The following is a 12,294-nucleotide window of genomic DNA, read 5'->3' on the forward strand; positions in this document are numbered from 1 at the left end:
TTTTCCATGACCTTCCCACGCCTGTCGACCCTGGGCGCCGCGCTCGTGGCCGTCTTCACCCTGATGCCTCTGGCCGCCGTGCACGCGCAGGACGGCGGCACGCTCGCCAAGGTCAAGGCGAGCGGCACCATCACCTTCGGCTACCGCGAATCGTCCTTCGGCTTCTCGTACCTCGACGGCAACCTCAAGCCGGTGGGCTACAGCATCGAGATCTGCAACCGCATCGTCGAGGCGATGAAGACCGAGCTCAAGATGCCGGCCATCGAGATCCGCTACCAGGCCGTGACCTCGGCCAACCGCATGCCGCTGGTCGCCAACGGCACGGTCGACATCGAGTGCGGCAGCACCACCAACCTGGTCGAGCGCCAGAAGCAGGTGGCTTTTTCGCCCGACATCTTCCGCTACAACGTGCGCATGCTGGTGAAGGCCGATTCGGGCATCAGGAGCATCGCCGACCTGCAGGGCAAGACGGTGGTCACCACCACCGGCACGACGTCGTTCCGCCTGCTGCGCGAAGCCGACAAGGGCAAGAACCTCGAAGTGACCAACCTGGCCGGCAAGGACCATACCGACTCCTTCCTGCTGGTGGAGAGCGGCCGCGCCCAGGCCTTCGTGCTCGACGACATCCTGCTCGCCGGCCAGATCGCGAACGCGCGCAATCCCAAGGACTTCGTCATCACCGGCGAGAGCCTGCGCACCGAGAACCAGTCGCTGATGTTCCGCAAGGACGACCCGGAGTTCAAGGCGCTGGTCGACCGCGTGGTGGGTGGCATGATGAAGTCGGGCGAGATGGAGAAGCTCTATGCCAAGTGGTTCTTGTCGCCGATCCCGCCCAAGAACATCAACATCAACTATCCGATGAATGCCGAGACGAAGGAGGCCTTCGCCAATCCGTCGTCGAAGGGCATCTGAAACCTCGTTCATGACGCGCATCGCCCTGATCCATGCATTGAGCCACTCGGTGGCGCCCATCAACGCCGCCTTCGCGCGCGATTGCCCTGAAGCGCAATTGATGAACCTGCTCGACGACAGCCTCTCGGCCGACCTGGCTCGCGGCGGCCGCGGCCTGGACGAGGCGATGCATGAACGCTTCCAGCGCTTGGCGCAGTACGCGGTCGACACGGGTGCGAAGGGCATCCTCTTCACCTGCTCGGCCTTCGGCCCGTGCATCGAGGCGGTCGCACGGCGGCATGCGGGAATGCCTGTGCTGAAGCCCAACGAGGCGATGGTTGCGGAAGCTGCGGCGGGCTCAGGGAAGCTGGGGCTTATCGCGACCTTCCAGCCGACGCTCGACTCCATGCCGCCGGAGTTTCCGGCCGGCGTGGAACTCGAGCTCGCGCTGGCCGAGGGCGCGCTCGATGCGCTCAACGCAGGCGATGCAGCGCGGCACGACGCGCTCATCGCGCAGCAGGCCGGCGCGCTGCGCGACAAGGGCTGCACCCGCATCGCGCTGGCGCAGTTCAGCATGGCGCGTGCGCGCACGGCCTGCGAAAGCGCGTCGGGGCTGCCGGTGCTGACTACCGTCGACAGCGCGGTTCGCGCGCTGCGTCACATCTGGCCTGAGTGAATTCTCGCTTTTCGTCGCGAAATCTGACGCGAACCTGGCCGCGTTTTTAGGATTTGCGGCAAGCGCAGTTGCCTCCGATCGCCCGCATCAGCGGGCCGCCGACACCGCGTGCGATGCGGGTCGCGACTGTCCATCTGCGAACAGGACCGGGTCGCTCACCAAGGTCTTGTTCGATGAATCACATCTACCGTCTCGTCTTCGATCGTGCGCTCGGCGTTCGCCAGGTCGTGCCTGAGTGCGCCAGGGCGGGGTGCGGGGCAACGAGGGGCAGCACTGTCGTGCGATGCGTTCTCTGGGCGGCCTTGTCGTCTGCCGCGTCTTCCGCTTTCGGCGCTGGCGGAGCGGGTGGCGACGTCGACTTCCTTGATCTGTTCGGCGAATTACCTGGGCGGCCGCGGCGGCAGAGGTGGAGCGGGCGGAGCCGGCTTGTCGATGGCGTCGCAAACGGCCGTTTCCAACGCCGGGACCATCATGGGTGGAGAGGGAGGAAACGGCGGTGCCGGCGGCGACGGGTACGGCGGGCGTGACGGAGCGCACGGTACAAGTGGCGGCAACGGTGGGCGGGGCGGAATCGGCGTGTCGGCGGCGTCTGATGCAACGATCGAGAACACGGGCAACATCACCGGGGGTGCGGGCGGCAGGGGCGGGCTTGGGGGGCCGGTGGTCACCGCCGTGAATCCCCCTCCTCGACGCGCAGCGCCCTCCGGCGCCGGCGGCGCAGGCATCGAGGCCGCCGGGGCGACCATCACCAACAACGGAACGATCACCGGCGGCTTGTCGGGAGACGGTGCCACGCGCGCCAGCGCGATCCGGTTCACCGGTGGCGGCAACACGCTGAACTTGCAATCCGGTTCAGCGATCGTCGGTGCGGTCGAGATCGCCAACCCGTCCACCACAGCGACGATCCATGTACGAGCCAGCGGCGTGCGGCTGGACCATGGCCTCATCCTGGGCGGCGCGGCAACAGTGAACACCGGAGGCAACCAAATGGATATCGCCGGCCACATCACGGGCGCCGGCAGCTTCACCAAGACCGGCGCCGGTGCGCTCGGCTTGTCGGGTACCAACACCTACGGCGGGGGCACCACCGTCGCCGAAGGCACCCTGCGCGCCGGCGCCGCCCACACCTTCAGCGCCGCCTCCGTCCACACCGTGGCCCCAGGCGCATTCGCTCGACCTGGCCGGCCACAGCCAGAGCGTGGCGTCGCTCGCCAACAGCGGCGCCGTCTCGCTCGTCGGCAATGCACCGGGCACCACGCTCACCGTCACCGGCCCCTACGCCGGCAACAACGGCGTGCTGAGGCTAGGCACCGCCCTGGGCGGCAGCGCCAGCGCAAGCGACCGGCTCGTGCTCAACGGCCCGAGCGCGATCGCCAGCGGGCGCACCGCCGTGCAAGTCGTCAACCTCTGCGGGCTGGGTGCCTCCACCTCGGGCAACGGCATCGAAGTCGTCAGTGCCCTCAACGGCGCCACCACCACCGCGCAGACCACCAGGGACGCGTTCTCGCTCGCCGGCGGCCACGTGGACGCCGGCGCCTACGAATACCGGCTGCACGCGGCCGATGCCGCCGGCGCGGGCGAGAACTGGTTCCTGCGCTCCACCACCACCGTGATCGTCCCGCCACCGGCCGCTCCGGGCTCGCCCGTTACGCCCGCTGATCCCCCTGATCCCACTTCACCCACTTCACCCACTTCACCCACTTCACCCACTTCACCCACTGCGCCCGCTGCGCCTGCAGCCGCTGCCGCGACTGCCGCCTTGCAGTTCGTGGAACTGCCCACCTACCGCGCCGAGGTCCCGCTCTTCGCTGCGCTGCCGCAGCAGCTGCGCCAGGGAAGCCTGGCCATGCTCGGCAACCTGCACCAGCGCACCGGCGATGGTCCGGGCGGCGAGCGGCGCGCCTGGGGCCGCGCGATCAGCGCCGACGCGAACATCCGCCAGAGCGGCACCGTCAGTCCTCACAGCGGTGGCCGCCAGAGCGGCTTCCAGGCCGGCGCCGACCTGTGGGCAGACTCGAACTGGCGCGCCGGCCTCTACGTCGGCCAGCTCGACGGCGACATGCATGTCAGCGGCTTCGCCGGCGGCATCGCCGACAAGCAAGTCGGCAGCAACGACCTGCGCAGCCGCTTCCTCGGCGGCTACGCCACCTGGGGCGGCGAAGGCGGCTTTTACGCAGACGCCGTGCTGCAGGCCGGCCGGCACCGGCAAGGGCAGCAGCATGCTGGCGTCGCTGGAAGTGGGCCAATCGTTCGCGCTGGCCGAGGGCTGGCAGATCGAGCCGCAGCTGCAGCTCGCGCATCAGCGTCTCAAGCTCGACGACGCAACCATCGCGGGCGCGCACGTGCAGCAAGGCAGCGACAAGGGCTGGTTCGTGCGTGCGGGCGTGCGCGTGAAAGGCGAAGTGGCCACCGGCGCCGGCCAACTGCAGCCCTACAGGCGCTTCGACCTGTACCGCGCCTCGGGCGGCAGCGACGTGGTGCGCTTTGCAACGCCGGCGGCGACGACGGGCATCGCGAGCAGCACCGGCGGCATCGCCACGGCGCTCGCCGGCGGCTTCACGCTGGCGCTCGGCGAGTGCAGCAGCCTCTATGGCCAGCTCGGCAAACAGTGGGCCTCGGGCGGACAGACCCGCGTCAAGTCCTCGGTGCAGGGATCGCTGGGCCTGCGGATCAAGTGGTGAGCCGCACCCGCCTGAACCGAAGCTGACTTCCGCCCTCGCGATAATCGGCGCTCTTACAAGGAGCGCGCGTGGATATCGTTTTGCTGGTCAAGGCCGCCATCATGGGCATCGTCGAAGGCTTGACCGAGTTCCTGCCGATCTCGTCGACTGGCCATCTGATCCTCGCGGGCTCGCTGCTGGGATTGAACGGCGACAAGTTCAAGGTTTTCGAGATCGCGATCCAGACCGGCGCCATCTTCGCCGTCATCCTGGTCTATTGGCAGAAGATCCATTCGACCGTCGTCGCGCTGCCGCGCCAGCCGAGAGCGCGGCGCTTCGCGCTCAACGTACTGATCGGCTTCCTGCCCGCCGTGGTGCTGGGGCTCGTGTTCGGCAAGCTGATCAAGGCGCACCTGTTCACGCCGGTGGTCGTGGCCAGCACCTTCATCATCGGCGGCTTCATCATCCTGTGGGCCGAGAAACGGCCGCCGGGTTCGGTGCATATCGAGAACGTCGACGACATGACGCCGTGGGACGCCCTCAAGGTCGGGCTGGTGCAGTGCTTCGCGATGATCCCGGGCACCAGCCGCAGCGGCGCCACCATCATCGGCGGCATGCTCCTGGGCCTGTCGCGCAAGGCGGCAACCGACTTTTCCTTCTTCCTTGCCATTCCGACGCTGATCGGCGCAGGCGTCTACAGCCTCTACAAGGAACGGGCGCTGATGTCGTCCGCCGACATTCCGCTGTTCGCCGTCGGGCTGGTCTTTTCGTTCGTGAGCGCCTGGCTCTGCGTGCGCTGGCTGCTGAAGTACATCAGCTCGCACGACTTCATTCCGTTCGCCTGGTACCGCATCGCCTTCGGCATCGTGGTGCTGGCGACGGCGTGGAGCGGGGCGGTGGTCTGGGCCGACTAGCGGGCGGCCGCCGGGCCGGATTCGCGTGCCGGCGTGTTCAGATGAGTTTCTCTTCCGGTGTCGAGATCTTGCGCAGCGCGCTGTGGCGCGTCGCAGGCATCTTGAGGGGATGGGCCGTGTAGGCGTCGTCCCAGACCGGGTCCTCGATGCTGTCGAACACCTCGCGCAGCTTCTGGCCCCAGCTGTTGTGCATCATCCGGTAGTAGGGGTTCTCGGCGTCGATGCAGACCACCTTCTCGGTTTCGAGCCGATTGGCTTCGTAGACCACGAGGTCGAGCGGCAGGCCGACGGAGAGGTTCGACTTCATCGTCGAATCCATCGACACCAGCGCGCACTTGGCGGCTTCGTCGAGCGGGGTGTCGGGCGTCAGCACGCGGTCGAGCACCGGCTTGCCGTACTTGGATTCGCCGACCTGGAAGTAGGGCGTCTCGTTGGTCGCCTCGATGAAGTTGCCGGCCGCGTAGACCAGGAACAGGCGCATGCCCTCGCCCTTCACTTGGCCGCCGAAGATGAAGGAGACGTTGAAGTCCAGCCCGGCGTGCTTGAGCGCCTCGGCGTCGCGGTCGTACACGTGGCGCACTGCCGAGCCGAGCACGCGCACGGCATCGAACATGCTCTTGGCGTTCCAGATCGTGATCGGCGGGCTGTCTTCGCCGTCCTCCCTGTTTTCGCGCAGCTCCTCGATCTGCAGGATCTCGCGCACCGACTGCGAGATGCTCAGGTTGCCGGCCGACAGCAGCACCATGAAGCGGTCGCCCGGCTGCTCGTAGACGATCATCTTGCGGAAGGTGCTGATGTGGTCGACGCCCGCGTTGGTGCGCGAGTCGGAGAGGAACACCAGTCCGGCGTTGAGTTTGATGCCGACGCAGTAGGTCATGAGGTCGTCTCGCACGAACCGGGCCTAGCCCTGCTCACGTGCATGGAGTTTTTTCAGTGTGTAGAGCGCTTCGAGCGCTTCGCGCGGGCTCATCGTGTCGGGGTCGAGCACGGTCAGCGCGGATTCTACGGCGCTCACCGGCGGCGCATCCACCGCCGGCGGCGGCGCGAACAGGTCGACCTGGGCGCGCGTCTGCGTCTGCTGCGCCTCCAGCGCCTCGAGGGCCTGGCGCGCATGGTTGACCACTGCGGCCGGCATGCCGGCGAGCCGCGCGACCTGGATGCCGTAGCTCTTGCTGGCCGGGCCCGGCTGCATCTCGTGCAGGAACACGATGTCGCGGCCGGCCTCGGTGGCGCTCACGTGCATGTTGACCGCACCGTGGTGCGTGGCCGGGAACTCGGTCAGCTCGAAGTAGTGGGTGGCGAAGAGCGTGAAGGCGCGCGTGCGGTCGTGCAGCTGTGCCGCGATGCCGGCGGCGAGCGCGAGGCCGTCGAAAGTACTCGTTCCGCGGCCGATCTCGTCCATCAGCACCAGCGAATGGGCGCTCGCGCCGTGCAGGATCTGCGCCGCCTCGGTCATCTCGAGCATGAAGGTCGACTGCGCGTTGGCCAGGTCGTCGGCCGCGCCGATGCGCGTGTGGATGGCATCGATCGGCCCGAGCCGGCAGGCCTCGGCTGGCACGTGCGAGCCGATCGAGGCCAGCAGCACGATGATCGCGACCTGCCGCATGTAGGTCGATTTGCCGCCCATGTTGGGGCCGGTGATCACCTGCATGCGTTGTTGAGGGCCCATGCGGGTGTCGTTCGCAATGAACGCGCCCGATGATTTTTCCGCGAGGCGCGCCTCCACCACCGGATGGCGGCCTTTCTCGATCTCGATGCAGGGATGGGCGACGAAGCTCGGCGCGCGCCAGTGCAGCGTATGCGAGCGTTCGGCGAGCGCGCACAGCGCATCCAGCGTGGCCAACGCACTGGCCAGCCGCGTGAGCGCCGCCACCGAGGGCTGCAGCGCGTCGAGCAGCTGCTCGTAGAGCCACTTCTCGCGCGCCAGGGCGCGGTCCTGCGCCGACAGCGCCTTGTCCTCGAAGGCCTTGAGCTCGGGCGTGATGAAGCGCTCGGCGTTCTTCAGCGTCTGGCGCCGGCGGTAGTTGTCGGGCACCTTGGCGAGCGCGCTCTGCGTGACCTCGATGTAGAAGCCGTGCACGCGGTTGAACTGCACGCGCAGGTTCGAGATGCCGGTGCGCTCGCGTTCGCTCGCTTCCAGCTGCAGCAGGAAGGCGTCGCTGTTCTCGCTGATGGCCCGCAGCTCGTCGAGCTCGGCATCGTGGCCGTCGGCGATCACGCTGCCGTCGCGCACCAGTGCGGAGGGCTCGGGCTGGATCGCCGCCACCAGAAGGCCGACGCAGCCGGGCGGCGGCGCCAGCTGTTCGGCCGTGAGTTCGAGCAGCGAGGCCGAGGCCGGCAGGGCGGGCGCCAGCTCCTCGGCCTTCGCAAGTGCCATGCGCAGCGCGACCAGCTCGCGAGGCCGCACCTGCCTGAGCGCGATGCGCGCGGCGATGCGCTCGACGTCGCTGGTGTTCTTGAGCCGATCGCGGAGCAGGCGCCACGGTGCCGAGGTGGCGCCTGGCGCCGTGGCCTGCAGAGCGTCGATGGCCTCGAGCCGCGCCTGCGCGTCGCCGCGCTCCCGGCGCGGCGCCAACAACCAGCGCTTGAGCAGGCGGCTGCCCATGCCCGTCATGCAGGTGTCCAGCAGCGAGAACAGCGTGGGCGAGTCCTCGCCGCGCAGGGTCTGCACCAATTCGAGATTGCGCCGCGTGGTCGGCGGCAGCTCGATCAGCTCGCCGTCGCGTTCGACCGAAAGCCGCTGCACATGCGAGAGCGTTCTGCCCTGCGTGTGCTCCGCATAGCCCAGCAGCGCCGCGGCGGCCGCATGGGCGTTGGCCAGCGCCTCGGCGTTCCAGGCGGCCAGGCTGTTGCTGCCCATCTGCTCGCACAGCTTGCGCTCGCCCAGGCCGCCGTCGAATTGCCAGGCGGGCCGCACCGAGAGCGTGAAGGGCGCGCCGTTGCGTGCGGCCTTCAGGCGCTGCTCGAAGCCGGGCGTGACCTCGGCGCTGTAGAGCAGCTCGCTCGGCGCGATGCGCGCGATCCAGGCTTCCAGCGCATCGGCCGGGCATTCCGCCAGCCGCAGCTCGGCGCCGGTGACGCTGAGCCAGGCCAGGCCGCAGAAGTTGCGCGTACCGGCGTGCACCGCGAGCAGCAGCGAATCGCTCTTGTCGTTGAGCAGTTCGGCGTCGGTCAGCGTGCCCGGCGTGACCACGCGCACCACCTTGCGTTCCACCGGACCCTTGGCGGCGCCGACCTCGCCGACCTGTTCGCAGATGGCCACCGATTCGCCGAGCTTGATGAGCCGCGCGAGGTAGGTGTCGACCGAGTGGAAGGGCACCCCGCACATCACCACCGGCTGCCCGGCCGACTGGCCGCGCTGCGTGAGCGTGATGTCGAGCAGGCGCGCGGCCTTCTCGGCATCGGCATAGAACAGCTCGTAGAAGTCGCCCATCCGGTAGAACAGCAGCGTGTCGGGATGGTCCGCCTTGAGCCCGAGGTACTGGGTCATCATCGGCGTATGCGAGGCGAGCTCGGCTGTGTCGCCTCGGCTCATGAGCGCTCCGTTTTTTGAAAGTACATCGTGTTGCGCAAGCCTTCGAAATGGGCATCGCAGGTCAGCAGATCAGCGCCCTGGTGTCGCGCCGTTGCGTAGACGATGGCATCCGCCGTCGCCAGCTTGTGCTCGCGGTGCAATTCGGCCGCGAGAAGAGAGATGGAGGTGTCCAGCGGCACGACCACGCATTTTTGCGTATAGGCGATGAGCTGGTCCGCTTGATCTTCTCCGACCTCGCGCATCAGCCATTTCGACAGTTCGAGCTGGACGATGGTTGGAACGATGCAGCGCGCCTTGTCGGGAAATTCCTTGCCGAGTTTCTTGCCGAGCGCGCTGCCGGCCAGCCATTCGATCCAGGCCGAGGTGTCGACCACGCGCAATGTCGCCGTCGCCATCAATAGCGGTCCTTGCGATCGCGGTAGCCGTCTTTTCTTGCGCCCTTGGCGATGCCGGACAACTGGTCCAGTTCCGGCACCGGCATGACCAGCACACCTTTGCCCTTGGGAACGAAAACGAACTCCTGGCCTGCCTCCCAGTGCTGTTCTTCGCGAACAGCCTTGGGAATGGAGATCTGGAACTTGCTGGACAGCGTCGCGGTGGCGGTCATGTTCGTACCTCGGGTCGATCGATGCGGATTTGGTAAGAATATACCGCTTTCGAGGCACGAGCCCCCAGGGGAAGCCAAGCGGTGACGGCCGCAACACGCGAGCCGGGTCTGCAGCTCAGCGCCACCCGGCCGCCTGCAGCTGCTGCGCCAGCTGCTGGGCCACCTGCGCATAGCCCTGGGCGTTGGCATGGATGCGATCCGAGCGCAAGGCGGCGTCCGAGAGCACGCGCGCGTACACGTTCGGGATCAGGAGCGCCTGTTCGGCCTTGGCGACCTCTGCATAGAACGCCGCGTCGCTGAGCGAGCCGATCGCTGCGCGCATCGGTTCTGGCGCGGGCGTGGCGATCACGCCGACATGGGGTGTGTGCGCGCGTGCCTGGCGCACGATGGCGGCGAGGTTGTCGATGGTGGCTCGCGATGACAAGCCGCGCAGCATGTCGTTGCCGCCGATGCCGACCAGGATCGCGTCGTAGCGATTGGCGGCCAGCAGGCCCTCGAGGCGCTGCAATGCGCCGAGGGATGTGTCGCCGTTGAGTCCTTCGTTGACGACCGTCCAGCCGGTCAGCTGCGAGAGCTTGTTGGGCCATGCGTCATCGGGCGCCGCGCCGTGGCCCGCGGTGAGGCTGTCGCCCAAGGCCAGCACGGTCGCGCCCGGCTTGAGCGCTGCCGCGCCCGGCGCGCGTTTGCCGCAGGCGCCGAAGAGCAGGGCAGTCGAAGAGGCGGCCAGCAGGCCAAGCAGGTTTCGGCGGTTCATTGGCGGCGCGTGGTCGGCGAAAGCGAAGCGCCGCAGTGTAAGCGGCACGCCTACAGGCGATGCCGATGCGCGCTTGCTGTGCCTACAGCTGCCCGCGGCGCCGGCGCGCGACGCGCACGGCGTCGACCCAGGTGTCGATGTTGAAGCGCTGGCCCGACTCCGCGATGCGCGCCCCGGTGATCTGGTGCAGCGGAATCCGGCGCAGATCGCCCGGCAGTTCGCCGTGGCCGTGGAGGATTCTCTTCTGCACGTCGAGGTGGTCGACCTGCATCGTGCACTCCGACTTCTGGCCGCGGGCGTCGACATAGCGCACATGGATGCGCGGTTGTTCGTCGACGACCGCATGTTCGCCCTTGCCCTGGATGAACCACTCGGGCAGCGTGTCGGGCGGCGCATCGCCGCCGCTCACGCGCAGGCCGCCGCGCACGGTCGGAATCTCGAGCGGTATGTGACCCGACCGCACCCTGGCCGCCGCGATGCGGCGTTCGGTTTCGCGCCGCTCGGCGATGCGGTGCCAAGCGATCCACATGATGACGAACAGGAGCAATGCCCCCGTCAACAGCGCCACCAGGAACTGCCATTGCGCAAGTCCGATGTCCATCTGTCCGCTCCCGAGATATAGCCTTTAGTACTCAACCTGCAAATTCTGGGTGCGCGGACATGGGGTGTCAAACAACCTCGCGGCATAGGGCGTTCGGCCGGTCGCGCGGGGCTCAGTCGTCGTGCGTGTCGTGCGTGGCCACCGCGCCACGGCGCCAGTAGCCGGAGGCCCGGATCCATTTGGGATTCGCGCCGCGTTCGCCGACCAGGTGGGCGCGCAATGCCTTGGCGGCGGCCGATTCGCAGGCCACCCAGGCATGGAAGTCGCCCGCCGGCAGCGTGCGCTCGCGCAGCGCATCGAGCAGGCCGCTGCCGGTGCCGGGCTCGGCGCCGCGCCGGTGCACCCATTGCAAGTCCAGTCTGGCGCGGGTCTCGAAGGGGATTTCGTCGGCTTCGCTGTCGACCTCGGCCAGCACGACCGCATGCGCCCCGGCAGGCAGCTCGGCCAGCCGGCGCCAGATGGCGGGCAGGGCGGTGTCGTCGCCGATCAGGAGGTGCCAGTCGAAGTCGGTCGGGACGATAAAGGAGCCGCGCGGCCCACCCACGCCCAGCAGGTCGCCGACCTTGGCCTGTTCGGCCCACTGGGTGGCCGGGCCGGCCTCGTGGAGCGCGAAGTCGAGCTCGAGCGTGCCGGCCGCGGCATCGTGGCGGCGCGGCGTGTAGTCGCGCATGGTCGGCTTCGGGCCCTCGGGCCAGAGCGGTCCGTCGGGGCCGGCGGTCGGCACGGTGAGCACGCCGGTCCCGGCGTTGGGGAAAAAGATCTTGGCGTGGTCGTCGAAGCCCGGGCTGGTGAAGCCAGCCAGTTCCTCGCCGCCGAGCGTGATGCGAATCAGGTGCGGCGCGACGCGCTGCACCGCGCGCACCTCGAGCTTGCGAAAGCGAAGTTCATGGCGCACGCGACGCGGCAGGCGGTGGGGGCCAGGAGAAGAAGGGGGAGAGGAAAGATAGGTCATGTCGTTGATTTCAGTTGCTGGCCGGCGAAGCCAGGCCCGTTCGGGGAACACCGCGGAACCGGCTTCGCCGGGCCGCTGGTATTGCCCCCGGTAAGGGGGTTGGGGTAGCGACACGAGGTGCGCGAAGCCTGGGGGTGAGCTCAAATCCTTTCAAGTTGTTGAGCGGCGCTGTCGAGCACCGCGGCGAATTCGTGGGCTTGTTGTTCGGTGAGGGGTTCGCGCGCGAGGCGCATGCGCATCGCGAGCTTGAGGTTCTCGATGGCGCGCACCACCTGCGGCGGGCGGCCGTGGCGCGGGCCCGCGCCGTCGACGCCGCCCTTCATGCGGGCCATCATTTCGTCGGTGATCTCGCGGTTGGCGGCCAGGAATCCGCGGCCGGGCTCGGTGATGCTGTAGCGCTTGCGGCCGCCGGCTGCATCGACGCTCACATAGCCCATTTCCTCGAGCAAAGTGAGCGTGGGATAGACGATGCCCGGACTCGGGCTGTAAGTGCCGCCCAGGCGCTCCTCGATGGACTTGATCAACTCGTAGCCGTGGCTGGGCTTGTCGGCGATGAGCTGCAGCAGCACGAAGCGCAGGCCGCCATGGCCGAAGATGCGTCCGCTGCCACCGCCGCCGCGCCCGCCGGCCATTCCGTCGCCATGGTCGCCGCGGGGATGGCCGCGTAGAAAGTGTTTGAAAGATCGCATTGGAATGGCTCGATG

The 12,294-nt window shown here is 68.1% G+C and carries 12 protein-coding genes and 1 pseudogene; 5 read left to right on the forward strand and 8 right to left on the reverse strand.

Annotated features, from left to right (window positions below; translation table 11 throughout):
* The first annotated feature begins 6 nt into the window (after nt 1–6).
* The 5 genes and pseudogenes from AC3A6B_RS15350 to AC3A6B_RS15370 all read left to right on the forward strand — a co-directional run bounded on the left by AC3A6B_RS15350 (nt 7) and on the right by AC3A6B_RS15370 (nt 5,141).
* The gene (locus tag AC3A6B_RS15350) at nt 7–912 is read left to right on the forward strand and encodes a transporter substrate-binding domain-containing protein (RefSeq protein ID WP_487837552.1); all 906 of its coding nucleotides are present in this window, start codon (nt 7–9) and stop codon (nt 910–912) included.
* Between the two features lie 10 nt (nt 913–922).
* Nucleotides 923–1,567, forward strand: a complete 645-nt coding sequence (locus tag AC3A6B_RS15355; RefSeq protein WP_487837553.1) for an aspartate/glutamate racemase family protein — start codon at nt 923–925, stop codon at nt 1,565–1,567.
* A 173-nt stretch (nt 1,568–1,740) separates the two neighbouring features.
* Nucleotides 1,741–2,094: an ESPR domain-containing protein gene (locus tag AC3A6B_RS15360; RefSeq protein ID WP_487837554.1), complete on the forward strand. Its 354-nt coding sequence runs from the start codon at nt 1,741–1,743 to the stop codon at nt 2,092–2,094.
* 196 nt (nt 2,095–2,290) lie between these two features.
* Nucleotides 2,291–4,248 (forward strand): annotated as a pseudogene (locus tag AC3A6B_RS15365) (autotransporter family protein); the annotation flags it as partial.
* 68 nt (nt 4,249–4,316) lie between these two features.
* Nucleotides 4,317–5,141: an undecaprenyl-diphosphate phosphatase gene (locus tag AC3A6B_RS15370; RefSeq protein WP_487837555.1), complete on the forward strand. Its 825-nt coding sequence runs from the start codon at nt 4,317–4,319 to the stop codon at nt 5,139–5,141.
* A gap of 37 nt (nt 5,142–5,178) precedes the next feature.
* On the opposite strand, the gene AC3A6B_RS15375 is transcribed toward AC3A6B_RS15370, so the two are convergent.
* From AC3A6B_RS15375 to AC3A6B_RS15410, 8 genes are all read right to left on the reverse strand, one after another.
* The gene (locus AC3A6B_RS15375) at nt 5,179–6,018 is read right to left on the reverse strand and encodes a proteasome-type protease (protein ID WP_487837730.1); all 840 of its coding nucleotides are present in this window, start codon (nt 6,016–6,018) and stop codon (nt 5,179–5,181) included.
* 24 nt (nt 6,019–6,042) lie between these two features.
* The gene (gene mutS, locus AC3A6B_RS15380) at nt 6,043–8,676 is read right to left on the reverse strand and encodes a DNA mismatch repair protein MutS (RefSeq protein WP_487837556.1); all 2,634 of its coding nucleotides are present in this window, start codon (nt 8,674–8,676) and stop codon (nt 6,043–6,045) included.
* Nucleotides 8,673–9,071, reverse strand: coding sequence for a PIN domain-containing protein (locus tag AC3A6B_RS15385; RefSeq protein WP_487837731.1), 399 nt, complete (start codon nt 9,069–9,071; stop codon nt 8,673–8,675). The genes mutS and AC3A6B_RS15385 overlap by 4 nt, the downstream gene beginning before the upstream one ends.
* A complete protein-coding gene (locus AC3A6B_RS15390; RefSeq protein WP_093102362.1) occupies nt 9,071–9,283 on the reverse strand; it encodes an AbrB/MazE/SpoVT family DNA-binding domain-containing protein in 213 nt (70 codons plus the stop codon). The genes AC3A6B_RS15385 and AC3A6B_RS15390 overlap by 1 nt, the downstream gene beginning before the upstream one ends.
* A 115-nt stretch (nt 9,284–9,398) precedes the next feature.
* Nucleotides 9,399–10,037 carry a GDSL-type esterase/lipase family protein gene (locus tag AC3A6B_RS15395; RefSeq protein WP_487837557.1) on the reverse strand — a complete coding sequence of 213 codons (639 nt, stop codon included), beginning with the start codon at nt 10,035–10,037 and terminating at the stop codon, nt 9,399–9,401.
* Between the two features lie 82 nt (nt 10,038–10,119).
* A complete protein-coding gene (locus AC3A6B_RS15400) occupies nt 10,120–10,638 on the reverse strand; it encodes a hypothetical protein (protein WP_487837558.1) in 519 nt (172 codons plus the stop codon).
* Nucleotides 10,639–10,750: 112 nt separating this feature from the next.
* Complete coding sequence (locus tag AC3A6B_RS15405; protein ID WP_487837559.1) at nt 10,751–11,590, reverse strand: siderophore-interacting protein; 840 nt, start codon at nt 11,588–11,590, stop codon at nt 10,751–10,753.
* 140 nt (nt 11,591–11,730) lie between these two features.
* A complete protein-coding gene (locus AC3A6B_RS15410; protein WP_487837560.1) occupies nt 11,731–12,279 on the reverse strand; it encodes a PadR family transcriptional regulator in 549 nt (182 codons plus the stop codon).
* Nucleotides 12,280–12,294: the final 15 nt, after the last annotated feature.

The sequence above is a fragment of the Variovorax sp. Soil_C_33 genome (assembly GCF_057656935.1).

What these genes read in the sequence shown, in the direction of transcription:
- AC3A6B_RS15350 (WP_487837552.1), top strand. Translation starts at nt 7, where the DNA reads ATGACCTTCCCACGCCTGTCGACCCTGGGCGCCGCGCTCGTGGCCGTC.
- AC3A6B_RS15355 (WP_487837553.1), top strand. Translation starts at nt 923, where the DNA reads ATGACGCGCATCGCCCTGATCCATGCATTGAGCCACTCGGTGGCGCCC.
- AC3A6B_RS15360 (WP_487837554.1), top strand. Translation starts at nt 1,741, where the DNA reads ATGAATCACATCTACCGTCTCGTCTTCGATCGTGCGCTCGGCGTTCGC.
- AC3A6B_RS15375 (WP_487837730.1), bottom strand. Translation starts at nt 6,018, where the DNA reads ATGACCTACTGCGTCGGCATCAAACTCAACGCCGGACTGGTGTTCCTC.
- mutS (WP_487837556.1), bottom strand. Translation starts at nt 8,676, where the DNA reads ATGAGCCGAGGCGACACAGCCGAGCTCGCCTCGCATACGCCGATGATG.
- AC3A6B_RS15385 (WP_487837731.1), bottom strand. Translation starts at nt 9,071, where the DNA reads ATGGCGACGGCGACATTGCGCGTGGTCGACACCTCGGCCTGGATCGAA.
- AC3A6B_RS15390 (WP_093102362.1), bottom strand. Translation starts at nt 9,283, where the DNA reads ATGACCGCCACCGCGACGCTGTCCAGCAAGTTCCAGATCTCCATTCCC.
- AC3A6B_RS15395 (WP_487837557.1), bottom strand. Translation starts at nt 10,037, where the DNA reads ATGAACCGCCGAAACCTGCTTGGCCTGCTGGCCGCCTCTTCGACTGCC.
- AC3A6B_RS15400 (WP_487837558.1), bottom strand. Translation starts at nt 10,638, where the DNA reads ATGGACATCGGACTTGCGCAATGGCAGTTCCTGGTGGCGCTGTTGACG.
- AC3A6B_RS15405 (WP_487837559.1), bottom strand. Translation starts at nt 11,590, where the DNA reads ATGACCTATCTTTCCTCTCCCCCTTCTTCTCCTGGCCCCCACCGCCTG.
- AC3A6B_RS15410 (WP_487837560.1), bottom strand. Translation starts at nt 12,279, where the DNA reads ATGCGATCTTTCAAACACTTTCTACGCGGCCATCCCCGCGGCGACCAT.